General features: G+C 40.2%; 19 protein-coding genes. 8 read left to right on the forward strand and 11 right to left on the reverse strand.

Going from position 1 to position 21,848, the window contains the following annotated elements:
* Positions 1 to 143: 143 nt before the first annotated feature.
* Positions 144 to 641: a phosphate-starvation-inducible protein PsiE gene (locus B1201_RS14485; RefSeq protein WP_078194156.1), complete on the forward strand. Its 498-nt coding sequence runs from the start codon at positions 144 to 146 to the stop codon at positions 639 to 641.
* A gap of 68 nt (positions 642 to 709) precedes the next feature.
* On the opposite strand, the gene B1201_RS14490 is transcribed toward B1201_RS14485, so the two are convergent.
* A complete protein-coding gene (locus B1201_RS14490; RefSeq protein WP_078194157.1) occupies positions 710 to 1,174 on the reverse strand; it encodes an RcnB family protein in 465 nt (154 codons plus the stop codon).
* 183 nt (positions 1,175 to 1,357) lie between these two features.
* On the opposite strand from B1201_RS14490, the gene B1201_RS14495 reads away from it, so the two are divergent.
* Positions 1,358 to 1,816 (forward strand): hypothetical protein, encoded by a 459-nt coding sequence (locus B1201_RS14495; RefSeq protein WP_078194213.1) that lies wholly within the window; start codon positions 1,358 to 1,360, stop codon positions 1,814 to 1,816.
* Positions 1,817 to 1,903: 87 nt separating this feature from the next.
* Here the strand turns inward: B1201_RS14495 and B1201_RS14500 are convergent, their stop codons facing one another.
* Both B1201_RS14500 and znuD read right to left on the reverse strand, forming a co-directional pair.
* Positions 1,904 to 3,370 carry a phospholipase D family protein gene (locus tag B1201_RS14500; protein ID WP_078194158.1) on the reverse strand — a complete coding sequence of 489 codons (1,467 nt, stop codon included), beginning with the start codon at positions 3,368 to 3,370 and terminating at the stop codon, positions 1,904 to 1,906.
* Positions 3,371 to 3,479: 109 nt separating this feature from the next.
* Positions 3,480 to 5,564, reverse strand: coding sequence for a zinc piracy TonB-dependent receptor ZnuD (gene znuD, locus B1201_RS14505; RefSeq protein WP_078194159.1), 2,085 nt, complete (start codon positions 5,562 to 5,564; stop codon positions 3,480 to 3,482).
* Positions 5,565 to 5,710: 146 nt separating this feature from the next.
* On the opposite strand from znuD, the gene B1201_RS14510 reads away from it, so the two are divergent.
* The 4 genes from B1201_RS14510 (at position 5,711) to B1201_RS14525 (ending at position 9,967) form a co-directional block, all read left to right on the forward strand.
* Positions 5,711 to 6,490 carry a DUF4184 family protein gene (locus B1201_RS14510; RefSeq protein ID WP_078194160.1) on the forward strand — a complete coding sequence of 260 codons (780 nt, stop codon included), beginning with the start codon at positions 5,711 to 5,713 and terminating at the stop codon, positions 6,488 to 6,490.
* Positions 6,491 to 6,650: 160 nt separating this feature from the next.
* Entirely contained in the window at positions 6,651 to 8,435 is a 1,785-nt protein-coding gene (gene aspS / locus B1201_RS14515; RefSeq protein ID WP_078194161.1) for an aspartate--tRNA ligase, read from the forward strand.
* A gap of 315 nt (positions 8,436 to 8,750) precedes the next feature.
* On the forward strand, positions 8,751 to 9,617 hold the full coding sequence (locus B1201_RS14520) for a lysophospholipid acyltransferase family protein (RefSeq protein ID WP_078194162.1): 867 nt from the start codon (positions 8,751 to 8,753) through the stop codon (positions 9,615 to 9,617).
* Positions 9,618 to 9,742: 125 nt separating this feature from the next.
* Complete coding sequence (locus tag B1201_RS14525) at positions 9,743 to 9,967, forward strand: hypothetical protein (RefSeq protein WP_067767767.1); 225 nt, start codon at positions 9,743 to 9,745, stop codon at positions 9,965 to 9,967.
* Here B1201_RS14525 and B1201_RS14530 read toward each other — a convergent pair.
* Positions 9,964 to 10,926, reverse strand: a complete 963-nt coding sequence (locus B1201_RS14530) for a hypothetical protein (RefSeq protein WP_143221709.1) — start codon at positions 10,924 to 10,926, stop codon at positions 9,964 to 9,966. The two genes, B1201_RS14525 and B1201_RS14530, sit on opposite strands and share 4 nt — an antisense overlap.
* A gap of 124 nt (positions 10,927 to 11,050) precedes the next feature.
* Between B1201_RS14530 and B1201_RS14535 the strand changes: the two genes are divergently transcribed.
* The gene (locus B1201_RS14535) at positions 11,051 to 12,094 is read left to right on the forward strand and encodes a polysaccharide pyruvyl transferase family protein (protein ID WP_078194164.1); all 1,044 of its coding nucleotides are present in this window, start codon (positions 11,051 to 11,053) and stop codon (positions 12,092 to 12,094) included.
* Between the two features lie 27 nt (positions 12,095 to 12,121).
* On the opposite strand, the gene B1201_RS14540 is transcribed toward B1201_RS14535, so the two are convergent.
* Positions 12,122 to 12,790 carry an SGNH/GDSL hydrolase family protein gene (locus B1201_RS14540; RefSeq protein ID WP_078194165.1) on the reverse strand — a complete coding sequence of 223 codons (669 nt, stop codon included), beginning with the start codon at positions 12,788 to 12,790 and terminating at the stop codon, positions 12,122 to 12,124.
* 102 nt (positions 12,791 to 12,892) lie between these two features.
* On the opposite strand from B1201_RS14540, the gene B1201_RS14545 reads away from it, so the two are divergent.
* The gene (locus tag B1201_RS14545; RefSeq protein WP_078194166.1) at positions 12,893 to 13,564 is read left to right on the forward strand and encodes a hypothetical protein; all 672 of its coding nucleotides are present in this window, start codon (positions 12,893 to 12,895) and stop codon (positions 13,562 to 13,564) included.
* On the opposite strand, the gene B1201_RS14550 is transcribed toward B1201_RS14545, so the two are convergent.
* The 6 genes from B1201_RS14550 to glnE form a co-directional block, all read right to left on the reverse strand.
* Positions 13,561 to 14,553, reverse strand: a complete 993-nt coding sequence (locus B1201_RS14550; protein WP_078194167.1) for a glycosyltransferase — start codon at positions 14,551 to 14,553, stop codon at positions 13,561 to 13,563. The genes B1201_RS14545 and B1201_RS14550 overlap by 4 nt on opposite strands.
* A gap of 2 nt (positions 14,554 to 14,555) precedes the next feature.
* A complete protein-coding gene (locus B1201_RS14555) occupies positions 14,556 to 15,365 on the reverse strand; it encodes a polysaccharide deacetylase family protein (RefSeq protein ID WP_078194168.1) in 810 nt (269 codons plus the stop codon).
* A gap of 138 nt (positions 15,366 to 15,503) precedes the next feature.
* Positions 15,504 to 16,973 (reverse strand): phosphoethanolamine transferase, encoded by a 1,470-nt coding sequence (locus B1201_RS14560; protein WP_078194169.1) that lies wholly within the window; start codon positions 16,971 to 16,973, stop codon positions 15,504 to 15,506.
* Between the two features lie 88 nt (positions 16,974 to 17,061).
* On the reverse strand, positions 17,062 to 17,955 hold the full coding sequence (locus B1201_RS14565; RefSeq protein WP_078194170.1) for a mitochondrial fission ELM1 family protein: 894 nt from the start codon (positions 17,953 to 17,955) through the stop codon (positions 17,062 to 17,064).
* An 82-nt stretch (positions 17,956 to 18,037) separates the two neighbouring features.
* A complete protein-coding gene (locus B1201_RS14570) occupies positions 18,038 to 18,964 on the reverse strand; it encodes a branched-chain amino acid transaminase (protein ID WP_078191262.1) in 927 nt (308 codons plus the stop codon).
* 18 nt (positions 18,965 to 18,982) lie between these two features.
* Positions 18,983 to 21,742, reverse strand: a complete 2,760-nt coding sequence (gene glnE, locus B1201_RS14575; protein ID WP_078194171.1) for a bifunctional [glutamate--ammonia ligase]-adenylyl-L-tyrosine phosphorylase/[glutamate--ammonia-ligase] adenylyltransferase — start codon at positions 21,740 to 21,742, stop codon at positions 18,983 to 18,985.
* Between the last annotated feature and the right edge of the window lie 106 nt (positions 21,743 to 21,848).

Below are 21,848 nucleotides of genomic sequence, written 5' to 3' on the forward strand. Positions count from 1 at the left end.
TTAAGCTCAAACTTAACATTAAAACCTTTATTGAACCTAAAAAATATTTTTGTCATATGCGCTTCATGTGCATGAAATTTGCTTGGTATTTAATGACTTGTTCTTCATTGAATATTCACGCAATTTACACAGGAGGAATATATATGACACATCGTGATCCCAAAGTAGAAAAAATCGAAGCCCTCCTCGACCGACTTGGCAATATTGCTGTAGAAGGTTTTCATTATCTTGCGCTGTTTGTCATCGGCTGTATGATTTTATGGTCTGCGGGTCATACCATTTTTGAAATTATTACCGTTAAACAATTCGCCACGATTGACGATATTTTATTATTGTTTATTTACCTTGAACTCGGTGCCATGGTCGGTATTTATTTTAAAACCAACCACATGCCAGTACGCTTCCTGATTTATATTGCCATTACTGCCCTGACCCGTTTACTGATTTCGGACATTCAACATGACCATAAAGCAGATATGGGCTTGGTCATTACTACAGGTTCGATTTTAATTTTAGCAGTGGCCATTTTGATTGTGCGCTATGCCTCTTGGACTTACCCTTCGGTTATTCGAGACAAGCATTCCGAGAAGCCATTACCTGAAGGAAAAACCCCTCGCCCACAAGATGATGAATTGGCTTAAACACTAAATCGTTCCCTCTCCTTTTAGGAGATGAGTAGCACTGCTACGCAAGGGAAAGATTATAAACCTTATCGATTAGACACCAGCACATAGCGACCATTTTCAAAGATCCAGTACATGCCACTTGGGGGTGCAGGTAAACCTAAACGCTGCCAATCACTAATAAAAGTATAGGTTGAACTCGAAATACTCGCGCTGGCAGGATCACCATTGACCCAACTATAGCTCTGCGAATTTTGAGTAATCGTGGTCGGCGCATTGTATTGAATACTAATGCCACTTTGTGGATACTGCGGATAAGGTCGATTTGGATATTGCGGATAAACCGGCGGGCGACTTGGATAATGAGGATAATGTTGAGGATAATTCGGCGCATGCTGCGGATAGCCAGGCCGATTCATCGACGGTGGGCGGTGTTGTGGTTTTGATGTATCCACACCTTGGTAGTTTGCCCATTTGTTTTCCGCAAAAGTACTGGCCGAAGCACTGATCAGCATCACACCTGCCATTGCATAGAATAATGTGGTTTTCACTTAAGCTCTCCTCGACGGTTTATACGCTCAGTATAAATTCCATTGTAGGAGAAAAAATGAATAAAAATCCATCAAGTGCAAGAATTTGTTAATTTTCCGACCAAGCTGATCGCACCTTCAGGCTAGCCTGTTTTTCATTGGATTATGCTAAGATTGATTTTATTTCGTAGTGGATCAAATGCTGTGTCTGAATTAAGTTTTGACCGACTTCATCAATTTTTTTCTAAAGTTCCAAGTATTCAAGAACAACTGATTGACTCGTACGGAACCGATGGTAAAACTGCTTGGTGGTTTAAATTTCAAATTAATGTAGATCACCCTTTAGCATGGCAAACTGTTCAAGAATTGGGCCATGTATTGAACTATATTTCTAAAAATGAACGCTTACCGACTCAATTTTTACCTGTTTCTCCGCCACCATATATGAATGGCGAAGCAAAACAATTCTTGTCTTGGGTGATTCAATGTAACCACGCCGATTTTCCACCAGATGTCATCTGTGACTGGTTAGAAGCTCGTTTGCCACAACCAGTAGATGATGCCGATAAATGGAAAATCAAAACCGATATTAAAGAATTGGATCAAATGACGGATAAAGATTTAGATCAAATCGTTCCGCCGAATCCTGTACCGAAGAATTAAAACTGATTAAATTCCTCCTAACCTCCCTTTAAAAAAGGGAGGAAAGTCCCTCTTTTTAAAAGAGGGATTTGGGAGATTAAGACAATTCTAAAAAGTAGATATTCCGCTCCATTCCATAAAGCGATACAACATATATTTCAAGGTCGATTCATCCGCATATTTACTATAATCGACACTCATTTGTTTACCATCCAGATTTGACCAAGCCGTATTAAAGTACTGCGATGCATCTTTAAAAACTTGCGCATTTTTCAGACCAATCACGCGTAAATCCGTTTCTAAATTATAGTTTTTCAAGTTGCGCGCGGTGAAATTTGCCGAACCTAAAATCATATCGGCTTGATAAGCCGTACGTTTTAAAATCATCTTGCTATGACATTGTTCACCTTGGGTATTACACCAACGTACATCAATACCCGCATCATGTAATTCGGATGCTACAGGTCGATTTGGAATGCCATTTTTAGTCCGCCCAAAAGCATCCTTATTCGGATCGAGTAATACCCGAACTTTCACGCCACGTTCATGCGCAGCAATGAGTGCTTTGATAATTTTACGTTCTGACAAGTAGAACATCGCGATATCAATTTCAGTCCCAACTTTCTTCGCGTTATCAATTAAGTCCAGTGTGGCATCATAAATGGCTTTTTCAGTCAGCACTTGAACCTGTGGCTGAGTTTTCGCGGCTTCAACATCTTTAATCACGACAAATGGTATATTGCCTTTCGACATCATGCCGACTGCTTGCTCAGTTTTTAATAGGTCAATTGCAGTCATTCCCTTCACAGTCAGAGCAACATTAGAATGTCGTGAACTTCCATCGTGCGGGTTCATTGAGGTCACAAGACCTTTCCAACCGTCAACGGTATCGACCACCAAGGTTTTACGATGATTGGCTTTAAAGTTGAAAAGATCCATATAACTACGAATCGTCACTTTTTCCGTACCTAATGGATTCGGTAACCAGCCTTGTTCAGGATTATTGCCAATATCTTGACAGCAGATATACCAAAAGCCTGACCATGCAGGATTGGAAGCACGAAGCGGTACCAAATTGGTTTCCATCAACTCAATGCCCCCTTGTCGTAATTGACGATAATGCTCGGGTTGAATGCCGCCATAGACCGAATTGACCGGGTCAGTAATCACAAAAATTTCCACTTGAGGAGATAGTCGACGCTTCAAAATCAACGCATCGGTCAACTCCTGTGTTAATTGTTCATGTTTTAATTGAGAGTCACCAACTTGCGGATTAAAGAGAAACATATCCAACACAATGGTCGACTGTGCTTCCTCAATCATTTTCAGCATTTCTTTAAAAATGCGATGTTCCTGTTGCTGCTTTCCTTGCGCATCGATATAGGTTTCATCCACTAAAAAGTTCACTTCAGCATGGCGAAGTTTTCCTGTGTAGTTCAGCCCTTCAGGGAGTGATTTCAGCGTGTGATAAGTTGCCGAGGCCAAATAACCTAAAACCAATAAACCCATGACCACACCCACATAGCGACGACGTGACCAATTAAGCTTGTGATGTATTCGTTGAATGATGCGCATAAGAAAAAACCTAGTCTAATGCGCTCAGACTAGGTTTTATTCATTGATTTTTCAAGAGGATTTCTGTGACTTTACCTAGACTTACTTAGAGAAGTCTGTGCAAATTCAATTAGAAACCAAATTCAAGACCAACCGTAAAATTACGACCGACTTGTGGAATATTGGCAAGGAATGACGTGTGAGAATAAACATCTTCATCCAATAAATTATTGGCTTTGAAATAGACTCGATAATCATTTTTATCTTTCAATTGACCACTATAGGCCACACCCAAATTCACCATGTTGTAGCCATCTGTTTCACGCTCAAATGCAGTGATTTTGTCTTGTTTGAATACATGTGAATATTCTGCAAGACCTGACCAACCATCGGCAAAGTCAACATCGACCTTGGTTCCTAAGCGCCCTGCAGGCACACGTGGCGCATTTTCACCATCAATTTTGCCGCGAACATAATCACCAAAGACACTGAGTTTATACATGTCATTTACTACATAACCCACTTGAGCTTCCGCACCATAGAACTTGGCTTTGTCTTGGGTGTAATCAACTAAGCGGAAGTTTTCAAAATTATCTTTGGTTGCAGCATAAATGTAGTTGTCATACCAGTTGTGGTACACATGAACGTGATAATCCAACTGATCTTTTTCATAATGGAAACCTAATTCTAGATTATTAGATTTTTCAACATCTAGATTTTCATTTCCGCGTTCATAGGTATTGGTCGCAAAATGCTTACCATCTGCATAGAGCTCTTGCGCCAATGGCAAACGCTCTTGATGAGAACCCACCAAGGATAATTTATAATTGGGTGCAAACGCCCAGTTCACAGCACCAGAGTAGGAAATACCATAATCGTCATAATCTTTTTGTGCAGAATCGATCTGAATTTTCTGCTGATCGACACGGGCGCCCAGCTCGACATGAAAATCACCAAATTGTTTATGTTCTAAACCAAATATACTCCATTTTTGGGTTTTATTTGGGTTCATCAACGACTCTTCGCCACTGATATTGAGCTTTTGCTGATTGTATTGTGCGCCTATCACCCCTTCCCAATCCGCAATCGGGTTATGCACCAACTCTAAACGACCATCATAGCCCTGACTTTTAAAGGTCGTTGCCGCTGTATCACCTTCAATTTCATCATGTTGATAATCGGTATAACTTGCATGTGCACGGAGTTTTTGGAAGCCCGCAAACGGATTCGCAAGTTCGGTACGGAAATCATAACGTTCTGACTTTAAGTCGACCCATGGGCCTGCGGCATCATGATCGTGATCATGTTCGTCATGCGCCGAATGATCATGCTCATCGGTATGCCCATGGTTGTCATGACCATCACAATGTAAATGGTCATCATGTGGATGACAGCTTTCATATTCATGGCTATGACCAGGCAAACCATATTGATCCTGACGATTCGTATAAGACAGACCCGCAAAACCGCGCTCATGAATCCATGACGCACCAATCGTTACATTTTCGCCTTCAGCAAAAGTATTACCCACACGACGTTCTTTTTCTAATTCACCCCCATGATCATGGAAATAATTGGGTGCGATATAGTCATTGGCTTTACGCTTTGAGCCCTCAACACGCAGTGCAAAATTTTCACCTAGCGCAGCAGTAACACCGGCACTCGCCAATTTTTCATCACTGCCTGAGTTATAACGAACCCCAACTTGCCCCTCATAGCCCTTATCAGGAATAGAGGTAGGAATTTTTTGATCCGTCACGTTGACCAAACCGCCGACTGTTCCTGCCGCATATAACAGTGTTGATGGCCCACGAATCACTTCTACTTGTTTCGCTAAAATTGGATCAACCGTCACTGCATGGTCAGGGGATAAAGTTGAAACATCTGCTGTTTCAGATGCATGCTCCAACACTTTGACACGTGGCCCATCTTGCCCACGTATTACAGGTCGACTTGAGCCTGCACCAAACTGATTTGAATACACTCCAGGTTGTCCGGCAATGGCATCACCAATAGTGACTCCACCTTGTGCCAAATCTTTATGCTTAATAATGTTATCTGCAACCGCAAAATCTGCAGCACTTTGATTTAAAGGATGAACCTGAACATTAATCGCCTCTAAAGTTTGTACCTGTTGTTGCTGATCATCAGCATAAATATTGGGTGCAATCACTGCAAAAATTGAGATTGTGATTAAATTCTTATGAAAAGACATTTGGAGAGACTCAAATCTGGCTAATTTTGAATAATGTTATAATATAACATTTCATTACTTTTGCAATAAAAAACATTCTAATCTGCCCAAATCATATAGACTCACCGATACCACATTGTATTTATTCATATATTTATTTTAGTTCAATGCCTTTTACCATATCCCATGCTGTACTCGCACCGCCTATTTCCAAATTAAGCGGAAATCGCCTGCCTATTGCAGCACTCGCAATTGGTAGCATGGTGCCGGATTTATTCCGTTTATTTACTAATGCTGACTATGCAGGTTCACATCAATGGTCGGGGTTAATTTTTCCAAACTTAATCCTAGGCTTGCTGTTTTGTGTGCTGTGGTATGTGCTCTATCGCCCGATGTTATTTGCTTTTTTTGGTTTAAATAAGCCGCTGAATCTACAGAATTTCAATAAATTTTGCGGATTTATACTCAGCCTTATCCTCGCACTCATCGTTGGAACATCGACGCATATTGTTTGGGATGGCTTGACCCATGTTGACTTTCGTACCTTTGCATTTAAGGATCTATTGAGTCTACCGATTCAATTTTTCGGTCATTCATATCCCTTACATCGTGTGTTGCAAATTGGATTATCTGGATTGGCTCTCCCCGTTTTAGCATGGATGATTTATCGTCATCATCTTTACTATCGAAGTACTGTAAACGTCCCCACAACCATCAAAGTCTATGTATATGGTTTAGCGGCCCTGTCTTTAGCTGCGGGAATCGCTAGTTATTTTTATTTTGCTGACAGTATTTATTCAGATGCATTTGTGCATGACCTGTATGCCTATGTCGGCAAGGCTATTAATTATTTTTTTCGTGCATTTTTAGCCACGTTTAGCCTCGGTAGTCTGATATTTCTGATCTTAAGCAAGAGCACCAATATTTTTTCAACGTCATCGGCTTAAGCCCATCATTGACCGAAAATTTGCTGTAAATTTGGCAGTTTTAGCAATAAGTCCTTGTGACAAAACAGCCAAAAAGAGGCATAATCCCCTATTCGAATAAAAGCGGTGCGCTGTTTACGCATTCGCTGACCTTAACCCATATAGTTGGATTTCTAACGCTATGATGCGAACTCATTACTGCGGTTCTTTAACCGAAGCTCAAATTGACCAAACCGTTACATTATGCGGTTGGGTTCACCGTCGCCGTGACCACGGTGGTGTAATCTTCCTTGACATGCGTGACCGTGATGGTCTTGTTCAAGTGGTTATTGACCCAGATACTCCTGAAGCATTCGCAACTGCGGACAAAGCACGTTCAGAATTCGTATTAAAAATTACAGGCCGTGTACGTCGTCGTTACGCAGGTACTGAAAACGCGAATATGACTAGCGGTCAAATCGAAGTTCTTGGTAAAGAAATCGAAGTGCTTGCTGGTTCAGAAACTCCGCCATTCCCATTGAATGACGACAACACAAATATTTCTGAAGAAGTACGTTTGAAATATCGTTTCTTGGATATCCGTCGTCCAGAAATGTTAGATCGTCTTCGTTTCCGTTCTAAATTGACTAACCTAATTCGTAACTACTTCGAAGAAAATGGTTTCTTAGACGTGGAAACACCGATTTTGACTCGTGCGACTCCTGAAGGTGCGCGTGACTATTTAGTACCAAGTCGTGTTTCTAACGGTAGCTTCTACGCACTTCCACAATCTCCACAATTGTTCAAACAGTTGTTAATGGTTGGCGGTATCGATCGTTACTACCAAATTGCTAAATGTTTCCGTGATGAAGACTTACGTGCTGACCGTCAGCCTGAATTCACACAAATCGACGTTGAAACATCGTTCATGAGTGACGATGACATCATGGATTTAATGGAACGTTTAACGGTTAAGATGTTCAAAGAACTTCTAAACGTTCAGTTCGACAAGTTCCCACGTATGACGTATGCAGATGCAATGCGTGACTATGCATCTGATAAACCTGACTTACGTATTCCTTTGAAACTTGTTGATGTTGCAGACATGATGCAAGACGTTGAGTTCAAAGTATTCGCAGGTCCTGCAAAAGATCCTAAAGGCCGTATTGTTGCGCTTCGCGTACCAGGTGCTGGCGCGCTTCCACGTAGCCAAATCGACGAATACACTAAATTCGTTGGCATTTATGGCGCGAAAGGTTTGGCTTACATTAAAGTCAACGAGCTTGAAAAAGGTATTGAAGGTCTTCAATCTCCAATCGTTAAATTTATCGAGCCTATCGTACTTGATCTATTGAAACGCGTTGGTGCTGAAAATGGCGACATCGTATTCTTTGGTGCGGACAAAGCGAAAATCGTAAATGATGCGATGGGTGCTTTACGTATTAAAGTCGGTCACGACATGAAACTTGCAACTTGCGAGTGGGCGCCACTTTGGGTTGTTGACTTCCCAATGTTCGAAGAAACTGACGATGGCAAATGGACATCTGTTCACCACCCATTCACGCTTCCTAAATCAAGCGTTGAAGAAGTGAAGAACAACCCAGGTGCTGCACTTTCTGTTGCTTACGATATGGTATTGAACGGTACTGAAATCGGTGGTGGTTCACTTCGTATTTATAACCTAGAAATGCAAAAAGCGATCTTTGAAGCGCTTGGTATTTCTGAAGAAGAAGCAGAAGAGAAATTCAGCTTCTTGCTTAATGCCTTGAAATTCGGTGCGCCTCCTCATGGTGGTTTGGCATTCGGTCTTGACCGTTTAGTGATGTTGATGACTGGTGCATCTTCTATCCGTGACGTGATTGCATTCCCGAAAACTAAGACTGCGGAATGTCCTTTAACTCAAGCGCCTGCGCCAGTTGAAGCGAACCAATTACGTGACTTAGGTATTCGCTTACGTGAAAAACCAAAAGCTGAAGAATCTAAATAATCTTACATTTTAAGATTTAGATTTTAAGGTTCAAAAAACCCTGCGCTATGCAGGGTTTTTTTATTTCAACCTACAAAAGGTGGTCGAAAACCTACAAAACATAAATTAAAGATTTGATTGACTTTGCTAATATCAAAACGCTTCAAGTACGTTATGATGATGCACCTCTTCGTTTGAGCAATGGACAGCTCAATTTTCCACTTCCAATTATTTTGTTTTTAGATTCAGATCTTTTTGTACTTTTCACTGAATAAGTCCGGTCTCTTGGCAAAATTTATTTTATCCCATGCTGTCAATTTTGAGACCTTGTGATTCATGTACTTTATATTCAAAATCATCGCGCTATTGCCACTTTGGCTGTTACAAAACTTGGCCTTGATGATCGCGTTTATTCTTAATCTATTTAATTCATCGATCAAACGTATCACTAGCATCAACATTCAACTGGCCTACCCCGATTTGTCAGAGACTGCGCAGAGACAGCTCATCAATCAAAGTATCCGCAGCCAATGCCTGACCTATATTGAATTTATTAAATGTTGGGGGATGCCGCCAAGTTATAGCCTGAGCTTATTGAAAAACATTTATGGTGAAAATATCCTCACGGAAGCACTGGCAAATAAAAAAGGTGTCATTGTTGTGGTTCCGCATTTTGGCTGTTGGGAACTACTCAATGCATGGCTGAACTTGTATACAGAACCGATGATTATGTATAAACCGAATAAAAATAAAGGGATCAATCGTTATCTGTTAGAAGCACGAGAGAAGTTTAATGCAACCTTAGTCCCGACAGATGAAACTGGGATCCGTGCCATTTTTAAACATTTGAAACAAGGTGGTCTGACGGTCATTTTACCTGACCATTTACCGAAGCCTTCAGGCGGGATTTATTCCAATTTTTTTGGGCAAAATACTTTATCGATCACACTTGTTTCAAAACTTGCTGCAAAAACCCAATGCAATGTCATTGGATTAAGTTGTATCCGACAACCTAACCTACAGTACTTTGATGTGCATTGCCAAACCTTATCAGACGAGATTTTATCTAAAGACTTACAATGTTCTGTCGACACGCTCAACATTGCCATGCAAGAGATCATTAACCAAGCACCAGAACAGTATATCTGGTCTTATAAACGCTTTCGGGTCTGCTTTGGCAATATCAATATGTACCGCAAATAAAGGTGATCTAAGAACATCTCAACCTTTAGAGTTGTGTTCCACAGGCTTGAATTAATCTTATTCAATTGAGATCGATTATCGACAGTGGCATAATAGCCTCAATTTCCACTTTAAGTGATTCTCCTATGGCTATGCGTCCTGAAGTCCGTCGTCGTGCAATCGTGTTGATTGTTTTTTCTGTCGTACAATGGTTGTTCATGCGCTACATTTTAGCCAATGAATTATTCAACTTAACCACTTATAACCGAATTGTTTTATTCTGTGTCAGCAGCCTTGCGGGTGCTTTATTAATCTTTGTCGGTTTGATTTATATGGTGTTGAAAGGTAATGCGGATCGCACTGAAGATTAATTCAGTGCTCTCTCGGTTGTTTCCAAACTGATCACATGCTGTGCTGTATTCCAAATTTCATTGCATTCTTGCCATTTCGCATGATTTACAAAGTGCGACTCATCTAAACGTATAAATGCCCCTGCTGCACCATAAAGCTGTGTCAGGGTGTCGATAGCAGTCGAACGTATCGAATAATAACGCTCAAAACACCAGCCCTGCTCATACTGAAAAAGCTCTAAAATCGTATCATATTTCAAAATTTCATAGCCCATGCTTTCAATCGCTTGAACGGTACTTTCACTCAGATATCGATGTGGTGCATAGTATAAATGTCGATCCGCCATTTGCTGTTTAAGCGATTTTAAAATACTTAAATATTCAGCTTCTGACTTAAGATACGTTCCCACAAGATTCGAACCAATGACTAAATCGCAACCATTTTTTGTCTCTAGCGTACGTGCGTTTTGTTTAAAGATCCGATAATCATTGATCGTCACCGGATGTGTAGTTTCTAAATCGTCATATAAGGTAAATAATTGGATTTTTTTTAAAACTTCAGGGTTTTGTCTAATCCCGAACAACCCTTGTGATCGATCTTTTGTGTAGTAAGTGCCCTGATTTAGATGTTCCACAATCATCCGAGTTTCATTACCATCATCGATTAACCAATAATTTTTTGCATTTAAACTATTCATGAGATGCAGTGGAATATGCTGAATCATCCCTGTAAAAATATCGTCATATTGACTATGATCTGGAAAATGCTTTTTCAACTGAAATGCATAAAACTTCTTTTTCCACCCCATAAAAGGTTGATATACAATACGATTCCAGCCCTGAAGTGTCTGTAACATCTGTTGCATCATGCGATGGTCTCGCAGTGAACCATAAACTACTAACAGTTCATTTTGCGTATCGGCTTGATGAAACCGTTGCATTGCCTCAAAGGCATTAAATAACTGTAATGGGGTCCGCACAATAAACAATCGTTTTATCATCACTATTACACTATATTAAGGGTTGAGGCAGAATGATTTGCCCACCAAAATTAAACGTTATGATTTCCAATGCCATTTTGATCTTGAACAATAGGTAACCTTTTTGAAACACTTTTTTATTCTCAATGATACCCGTACCAACCTACACCATGGTTGCGAAGTCGTAATGAATAATCTGTACAGTCTAATACAGAAAAATCATCCTGATGCGAAGTTTTCTCAACTTTGTACGGGGCAAACGATTTCTGAAGAAAAATGGCTTGAGTTATTAAAAGATATCGATATTGTCCTGATCAATGGAGAAGGTACACTGCATGATGCAGCGCCTTTTGGTGAGTTTCTCCTCAAACTTGGATCTATCGCCAAACAACAAGGCATACCTGTATTTCTGTTGAACAGTACTTGGGAAAATAACCCAACGTCATGGAATGAACTGATTCAAGATTTTGATGGGCTCTATGTACGCGATAAAAAAAGTTTAGCAACGTTGCAGCCACAGCATCCACATTGTGAATATGCCGCCGATTTAACCTTTTATTCGAGTCATAAGTTTAATCCAGCTCATACAACAGAATCAGCAACAACACGTCCTGCTCAAGTCATTGTGAATGATTCGGTGTATAGCCATGTCAGTGATGCCCTATTTTCCTATGCGGAAAAGCAACGCTTTGACTATCATCCGATCACCAAAAACTTGCCCTTAGATGCGCATACGATTGGCTACAATCCAAAAAAAATGAAGAAGTTAAAACAATATAATCTTCTTTCTAAACTCACCTTTGGGCTGTATAAACCGCGTCGTTATTATCAAGACTTTAATTATTGTATTGACGACACACAGGCGTTTAAGCAAAAAATGCTAGCAAGTGATTTGGTGATCACTGGTCGTTATCACTGCTTATGTTTTTGTTTACAGATGCAAATCCCAGTGCTGATCGTGGCATCAAATACCTCTAAAACGCATAACCTGCTCAGTGATGCACAGGTGACAGATCGCCATATTCGTTTGGAAGACTTAAAACAACTGAGTCTTGAACAACTTTATGCAAAGGCTAAATTTAGCGATGAAGAAAAGCTCAAACTTCAGTCCTTTGATCAGCAAACCAAGTTAAAACATGAACAGATTTTTAGCCAAATTTGTGCCTAAAAAAAGCCGCTCATTGAGCGGCTTTTTTTATTGCGCTTCAGCTTGTCGAATCGCAGCTAATGCAGCATCCGTCACAACTTGCTGACCTTGAGATGATAAATGGGTTGAATCATCATAGTTGTTAACTAAGTCTTGATTCAATATTTCATAATTAGGGACATACAGTACACGTTTACCATCACTCAAATCTTTCAGTGCTTGGTTGTATTTAAGAATACGTGGTTCACGTGATTTATCTTTGTTCGGATAAGTTTCTACTAAAAGAATATATTGAGCTTTGCTATGATCAATCATATAACGAATATTATCGATATACTCTTGATATGGCACAACATTGGTTTCGCCTACAACATTATGCCAATGAATTTTTCGTGCATATTTCTTGATTTTTTTGACGATTTTTCTCAGGAATTTACGCCATGGTGAATCTGGATAATACAGGACAAAAGGTGAACCTTTGAATGTCAACCAACTGTCTACCCCACCAAATTGAATGCTAATCACATCAGCTTCAGCGACATTTTTCAGATTAAAAAATTGAATGCCTTCACGTGTACTCGACATGGTATAACCATAGTTTTCAAGTGCCCAGCCTTGTGCCTGTGCAATACGTTCAGGATATGCATTACCGATGTTGTGTACTTCGCCAGCGGTATTACAACCACCTAAAGCAACATAACGAAGTGGATTGCCCATTCTTTTTTCCAATCTCAGCGAATACGACATTATACGCTACAAAATCAGCCATGTTACACTATCGTGAATCGTTCAAATTTATTTCATTTGATGTGAGTCCACATGCAAACAAATTTCGGCCTATCTTCAGAAACTTATCATGTTCATCCAGAAAGCTTAATCACTTTATCGCAGCGTGATTTTTCTTTTCAAGGTGATCATTTAGGTTGTGATGCGGTTGTTCTTTTAGCGTGTGAAGCAAACCAGCATCAAGATTGTATTATCTATTTAAAGTCAGTGACTTCATTGGAGCAAGATCGTGTACGTACTCGATTTGCATTCCAAACCGAAGGTTTTTTATTTAACTTTTTTGGTTCTTTTATTAAAAAAATTCGCTCTCGTCGCCAAAATTTTGGTTCTCATAGCTATCGTATTTTACTCAGTGACATTACACAAAATGCGTTAGAACGGAATATTAAAACGCCTGAAACGGCATACAACTGGACGAGCCGTCGTTGGAAGCTGGATGAAGATAAACGTCAGGAACGCTTCAGTAAACTGGAAAACTCTTTTAAAGATTCTGGTTATGACTTCAACTTTCCAATGCATATCATGTTATGCCGTTCTATGGGCGTAAAAGATAAGCTGAATCAAGGACATCATCGTATTATGTTCTGTAAAATTTACGGCATTACAGAAGTAAGCACCAAATTTATTAGTTCAGCCTACATGCCACCAGTATTTCAGCCTTTCTTTAAAAAGTTCATCGAAGTCACTAACTATAAACAAGTTTAAGCAGCCTGACTCGCAATCGCCTGCCTATATACTTGTTCTGTATTCAATAGCATATGCTCGATGGTTAAATGCTGTTGTGCCAAGTTAAATGCATCTTGAAAAACAGACTCAGGATGCTCCAAGGCGCAATAGCGTTTGATCAGTTGTTGTAAAGCATCGACATCATTCGTTTCACATAACCATGTTTCGGAAATAAACTCAGGCATCATCCCAACACAGGTTCCAAAAACAGGTCGATTTAATAATAAAGCTTCACCCAAAGTGTAAGGACCACCTTCACGTAAAGACGAGACGATAAGTGCTTCATGCTCACTGATCTGCTGTTGTATCTCTTCACAAAATCCGATGAGCTGAACCCGATCGGATAAATTTAAATCTTGAATAAGCTGCTCTAATAACGGACGCTGTTCCCCTTCGCCTGCAATCGTCAACCGATGAGGAATATCTTGCCAAGCTTGAAGTAAAACGTCGAAACCTTTCACCTCATTTAAGCGACCAACTGCAATGAACTTACGATTCTTTTGAAATTTTTGACGAACGATCTTCAGTTCAACGCCGTTATATACCACTGAAGTTTTGGATGGATTTTCCAATTGATGTTTTAACTGTTCACTCACTACAACAATATGATCAAATGATTGATTCATCTGATTCTTTTTCTTTTGACCATGAACCGTTACGACACAGGGGAAAGCAAATGATTTAACCATTCCATGCACAAATTGGGCTGTTTTTGCTGCATGTACATGTAATACATCTGGCTGAGTTTCAATAATTTTCTTTTTTAACTGATACTTTGTCCAAGGATTATGCCGACTTCCGCTCAAATCCATTTTTACAACATTCACTTTTGCATCGAGTAAATGAGCAAAACGCTCATGCGCAATCAAGCTGACCTGATTGTTTTGGCTTAACCCATTCGCCAATTCAATCACATGCTTTTCTAGACCACCATCTTCAGCACTGGCCATGACTAATGTAATACGCATGCTCAACCCTCTCGCTTACCTAATTTGAGTCTTAACTTCACTGCAAACATCGAGTCTTTACCACTAATTTTAATACGACGTAATTGCATAAAATCAGGACTGAAGTCATCAATGCCTTCTATGGTGGTCACAGCATTGGTATAGCCAGCTTGTTTTGCGAGTACGACATCACGTTCCGAATATATTCCAAATGGATAAGCAAAACTATGTACTGGTTTTCCTGTCATTTCTTCTAATTGCTGCTTCGATTGAGTTAACTCAGAAAGACACGCTTCATCACTCAATTTATCTAAATTTGCATGCGTCATGGTATGTGAGCCAATTTCGACTAAACCACTGGCTGCCAACTGTTTGACTTGCTCATCATTCAACTTAGGCTCACGTGCTAACTCACCACTGTTATGATGGGCTTTCTTATAGGTTGACCAATCCCGGTCATGTCGATCTACCACCACGTAAATCGTGGCTTTCGCTTGATATTTTTCTAAAATCGGAAAGGCATGTTCTAAATTATCTAGATATCCATCATCAAAGGTAATCGCAACGGTTTTTTCTGGGTGTTTTCCCCAGTCGTCTTGTAGTTCTTGCATGGTCACAAAATGAAAACCTTCGGACTTCATCCACGCCACTTGCTTTTCAAACTCTTCAGGATTCACTCGCAGCTTATTAAATTTTGCACCATCAATATGCTGACGAACCATGTGATACATCAATACACGCGGTTTCTTCCAATCGACTGCAGGTTTCCACCAAGCATATTTGTAGCTGAACGCAATCACCAATAACAGAAGAATAAGAACAATATAAATCACAGGGATAAGCCTTTAAGCACACTCAGGCTATGTTGCCACACGCTCTGAAGCTTTAAAAGTACACGCCTATAATTTCCTTGATTGTGAAAGATTTCGTTAGCAGTATTTAACCCCATATAAATAAGCTTGAGTCGATTACTACAGACCTTTTAAAGACTGATATGGCACATAATCATCCCAATCAAAAACGGTGACATTTTGATTGTCTTCGATATTCGCCAACGATTTTTTAGGATCTAATAATGGTGTTTTCACCCCCAATAAATCTGCATAAATATGCATATAATCATAGGCACTCACAGTCTTGTTATAGTAGTTTTTGGCCTGCGCATCGCTACGTAATACAAAAAATGGAACCTGATAATTATCTTTAAAATCATTATCTACATGATATGAATCTTCATCCACGGTCATACCATGATCAGAAAAATAGGTCACACTGAAATTACGCTGATCAGCCTTCAAAGTGGTATATATCTGTTCTATAAAGTGATCCAACTTATTGATCGAAGATAAATAACAATTAATCGTTTCAGGTTTATTCGCATACATACGTGGTGCATTAAACAGACGTTCACAGGCATCCGGATGTGAACCCATCATATGAATAAAAATCACATTTTTTTGATTGGCATATTTTTTTAACTGGGCCTGTAATATTTCGACCATTTTGTCGTCATCAATATTACTCGACATATAGTTACCACTTTTCAGGAAGAACTGATGATCGGCATGAATGGCAATTTTAGAAATCGCCGTATCATTTTTCCCCATAAATCCCTGATTTGAAATCCATATGGTGTTATAGCCCGCTTGTTTTGCTAGCGTCACAACATTTTTTGCAATCTGCGGTTCACGATTTTGATCAACAAAAGTCAGCGTTCGAGTCAGACTAGTTACCGTATTCGGTGCAGTTGCGATGTAATGATCTACAACATCCAGTGGCATCTCATTTAAAAAAGGTGTGGTATCGTCTTTCGAACCGTAGAGTGATAAATGATCTCGCTGAACACTCTCACCAATGATAATCACTTGATTGTCATAGCTAGCATTCACCTGCTGAATTTGCCAATCGATATCTTGCACATTATCCTCAAGGAGTTTGGCCTCTTCTTGTTTATATTTAACCGTCGCCATTGCAGTTTGAATACCAAACACACTAACGCCGTTAGCTATAAAGATAAGTGTCAAAATCAACTTGGGATAATTTCCTTGATTAGCTTGATTAAAAAATAAAATATAAAAACAAAGGCTTAAGAAAATAACAAAGGCAAAAACAATATATTTAGGATCGACTACAGATAAAAACTCAAAGGCTTCATTGGTATTACTTTGAAACATCGATGCCACGATTCCCAAAGACATATGCCCTTGTAAGAACCCTGTCCCACTTGCAATATACAGGCTAATGACAAAAAATAGCGCAAGGAAAATGTACTTAAAAATAGAACTATGTAGTTGTTTTACTGCAATGAAAAAAAAAGTACTCGAAAGAACCAAAACAAAGAATAAAGGAGCATCTTTGATTTCAGATAAATAGTCCCAAAAACCTAAGCCAACGCAAAACCCAATTGAAAGCAAAAATGGAAACAAATAGGTTTTTAGCATTGACCGGACAACCCTGTAATATTATTCAAACATTTCCAAGATAGACTGAAATGTTGGTAGAAATTTTTCGTCGGGTATTATCTATACTTTAGGGACCGAGTACAATCTTTTTGGCGATACGGTCAGTTTCTTTAAATTCGCTAGCGAGATTCAAGTCAGTTAAAGTCGTCTGTAATGACACCAAACCTTGTCTTAAAATTTCATCTACAGACTTTGTAATCCGATCTTCCTTCAACCGATCCACTTCAATCACCCCGACTTTACAACCCGCGGTGAGAGCCTCGTAAATCATTGAAACACTATCTTCAGTTACCCAAACCGCTTCAGCTTTTTGCATTTCTTCGAAAATCCAACCTTGCGGAGTGTCTTCAACTGGGAAAATCTGTACTTTTTCAATATTCTTTAACTGTTTTAATTCTGCTAAAAACGCTTTTGGTGTGCGCCGTGAAGTGGTCAAAATGATTTCTGAATTTGGATTCTGCTCGACTATCTGTTCAATTGCATGAAGTACTTTAGCTGCATTCCACTGATGGCGTTTTGAAGAGCCACCCAAAGCGATCAGGATTCGACCATGCTGATGCCGCTCCTCATTCACAATAGGATTTAACGCACCCTGTGTGGTCAGTACATTATTTGATGCCTGAATACCATCGTGCTGTGGAATTACTGCATAATCAAACCATGCAAACGGCAAGCTTGGCTTCATTAAAATAATGGTTTTGGCGTTGTTATACACTTTGCCCAACAGCCATACTCGAAAATGTGTATGGCTGCCGACGCCCAAAATATAGGTTGGCTCGTGTTCTACGGCATGAAGCCGATGGCTAAACAGTGCAGAAATAAGTGTCACTATAGGCAAATCATCAATTGAAATTTCTTGAAATGTGACTGCTTCCTGAGATTGGCGCTGCATGGCTTTAAATAAACCCAAAGCTTGTGAGCGATGTCCTGCTTTACCATCACTGACATAAACAATATGCATAGTCACGTTCCCAAAAATTAATATCTTCAAGCCAATAAAAAAGGCGAAACTTAGTTTCGCCTTTTCATCTTAACCGATCAGCTTATTTTACGTAAGTTAACCAGTGCGCATATTTAGGGTCTTTACCCTGAACCGCATTAAAGAATGCAGTTTGGATTTGCTCAGTGATTGGACCACGACAACCTTCACCAATTTGACGGTCATCATATTCACGGATTGGCGTCACTTCAGCAGCAGTACCTGTGAAGAATGCTTCATCAGCGATATAGAATTCGTCACGTGTAATACGACGTTCAACCACTTCAAAACCAAGGTCTTTCGCAATCGTAATAATGGTTTGACGGGTAATACCATCAAGTGCACCACCCGCGATGTCAGGAGTATGAATCACGCCATCACGAACTAAGAATACGTTTTCGCCTGAACCTTGACATACATAACCTTGTGGGTCGAGTAACATTGCTTCGTCATAACCAGCATGTGCCACTTCTTGGTGGGCAAGAATTGACAAAGTATAGTTACCAGATGCTTTTGCTTTACACATGGTCACGTTTGGATGATGGTGCGTAAATGAAGACGTTTTAACACGAATACCCTTCGCCATCGCTTCATCACCAAGGTAAGCACCCCAGCTCCATGCAGCAACAACGGCATGAATTGTATTGTCAGTTGCTGCAATACCTAATTTTTCTGAACCAATAAAAATAATTGGGCGTAAATAGCAAGAAGCCAATTTATTTTCACGAACCACATCAATTTGAGCTTGTTCTAATGCTGCATGATCAAATGGGACTTTCATTTGATAAATTTTTGCAGAATTTAATAAACGCTTAGTGTGTTCTTTTAAACGGAAAATAGCCGTTCCATTCGGAGTTTCATAAGCACGGACGCCTTCAAACACACCCATGCTGTAATGCAATGTATGTGTTAATACGTGAGTTTTCGCCTCACGCCAGTCAACTAATTGTCCATCTTGCCAAATAAAACCATCACGATCAGCCAAGTTCATGGCACACACTCCAAATTTTTATACACAGTCATTTTTATCCAATGCAAACGTTGCAGTTGGATCAATTAATCTTTGCCATAGCTTGCAAACGACCACTCGGGTATCGTGCCAATCGTCAGCTGAAACTTGCATGGATTGATTCGCAAGTGCTAAACGGTGGCTCTCGGCTCGTTCACGGAGATAAGCTTGAATCAATGCTGTCGCGTCGGCGCTGGATAAGCAATCCGTTCTTGCGGCATCCTCAAGGATTCGTACGTTGTCAGAGTAATGGGCGAGATCGGGATTCGACCCACTCCATGCTAATACTGCATACTGTGCCATAAATTCGATGTCAACGATACCACCTGCATCTTGTTTTAAATGAAAAATTCCATCTTTTTGCTGCTCTTTAGAAGAACCTAGATGGTCTTTCATTTTTTGGCGCATTTTTAGCACTTCTGCACGAACATTGTTCTCATCGCGTGGCTGTGTCAAAATATTGCAGCGCAAGTTTTCAATTTCAATCCGTAAACTGTGCTCACCTGCAATCGTTCTGGCACGTACTAAAGCTTGATGCTCCCAGACCCAAGCATTTTTATGTTGATATTGCTCAAAGGCTTTTAAGCTGGTCACCAATAACCCCGCTTCTCCCGAAGGTCGTAAACGTGTATCCACCTCATACACTCGACCATCTAGGGTTTGCGTGGTCATTAAGGACATAAATTTTTGTGCAACCCGCATGGCAAATTCAAAGCCACTAATTGGTTTCTGTCCATCGGTATCGGCTTGTTCGTCCATATAGTGAATAAACACCAAATCCAAGTCCGAACCATAACCTAGCTCAATGCCACCCACCTTGCCATAACCAATCACCGCAAAAGCCGTGTGATCAATCGAACAACGCTGCCCTTCTGCATCAATTGGATAGCCATGTTTTTTGGCAACAATTTGATATGCCAAATGCAAGGTTGCATTCACCGACACTTCAGCAATATCGGTCAATGCATCCGATACTTTCATCAATGGGCTTTCGGCCAAAACATCACTAGCAGCTACTGCTAAGACATTGGATTTTTTAAATAATCGAAGAACACGCATCTGATCTTCAACTTGATCAATTTCAATTCGAAGCAGTTGTTGACGTAGAGAGTCTTCTAAATCTTTACGCTTTGGCAGCTCAAAATCCATCGACAAAAACTCGTCCAACAGCACGGGATAATGCGTCAATTCTTCGCAGATCCACGGACTCACTGTTGCCATTTTCACTAATCGTTGTAATGCCCCTTTGCTCTCAATCAGCATCACCAAATAGACCGTACGGCGCAGCACCGACTCCACCAAAGGCATGAGACGTAGTAAGGCCACCTGAGGTTTATCTGACTGTAATATCGCCTCAATGAGATGTGGCCAAAAGGTTTTTAAGCGCTGTACAGCTTTGGCAGGTAATTTTTTCAGCGCATGTCCATACCAAAATTCGTGAATTAAATTTTTGGCATCATCATCTAGAACATCGTTCAACTGGGCTTCTAAATGACTAAAACTTTCCAATAACGGATCGGGTTCTTTTTCTTTAATAAGATGTTCAAACTGGTAAATGACTTTGGCACGTTTCTGATTGAGCACATTCAAAAAGTCATCCCAAGATGCAAAACCTAAAGTATCTAAAATACGTTGGCGTGGTTCAGGCTCATGTGGCAACGATTGGGTTTGCTGATCATTGAGCGCTTGTATCGCATGTTCAATACGACGTAAAAATAAATACGCATCTTCTAAATCAGCAACCGCGGTATTTTCTAATAATCCAACTTCACCTAAATGATGCAGACTCACTAAACATTGACGGTCTTGCAACTCGAGTTTTGAACCGCCATAGATGAGCTGAAAGACTTGAACAATAAACTCAACTTCACGAATTCCGCCTGCACCGAGTTTAATATCATCTTCGATATTACGACGTAGCACTTCACGTTCGATCATGGCTTTCATGTCACGCATAGCTTCGAAAGCGGTGTAATCGACATATTTGCGGAAGACGAAAGGTCGGGTCATTTCCAATAACTCGGCGCCTTCTTTACCGCCCGTGACGATACGTGCCTTAATCCAGGCATAGCGTTCCCATTCGCGTCCATGCTGGCTTAAATATTTTTCTAATGCCGCATGACTGATTGCCAAGGCAGAACCATCACCCCATGGGCGAAGGCGCATATCTACACGGAAGACAAAACCATCTGCGGTAATATGGTCAAGCAGGTAAATTAATTTTTGTCCCCACAAAATACAGAACTGCTGTACATCGATACATTTTCGACCATTGGTTTCGCCCTGTTCATCAAAGGCAAAAATAAGATCAATATCACTTGAAAGATTAAGTTCCTGTGCACCAAGTTTTCCCATGGCAACCACAATTAGGTCTTGAACTTTCCCCTTATAGCCTAGCGGTTCGCCATATTTCGCAATCAACGGATTCAGCGCAAAATCTTTTGCCGCACAGATGGACGCATCGGCAAAGTCTGAAAGCTCTCGCGTTAAGGTGACGACATCGGTGAGTTGATTGGCATCTTGCCAAATCCAACGAAACATGAGACGTGCGCGCAGCACACGAATTGCACGCATCCAACTATTTTCATCTTGGATATCGGCAAGGCTGCTTACGACAAAATGTTGAATTTGTGCTGTACTGAGCGAGGTTTGAAACTGATCAATTGCATAGTCTTGTTCTAAACTGGCCTGATGGATTCCGAGCACCTGTTCAGCATATTGACTGGCACGTAATGTTTTCTGCAATTGCTCCGTATTCATTTCACAAACCCTAGCGTGATTTTTTTCTAGTTATAACAGTTGATAACGCTTAGGGAAAAGTATTTTTAGGCTTTTATACCAATAGATGCGCATTAAAGTTCACTTA

This window comes from Acinetobacter sp. ANC 5600 (assembly GCF_002018395.1).
Taxonomy (GTDB): Bacteria; Pseudomonadota; Gammaproteobacteria; order Pseudomonadales; family Moraxellaceae; genus Acinetobacter; species Acinetobacter amyesii.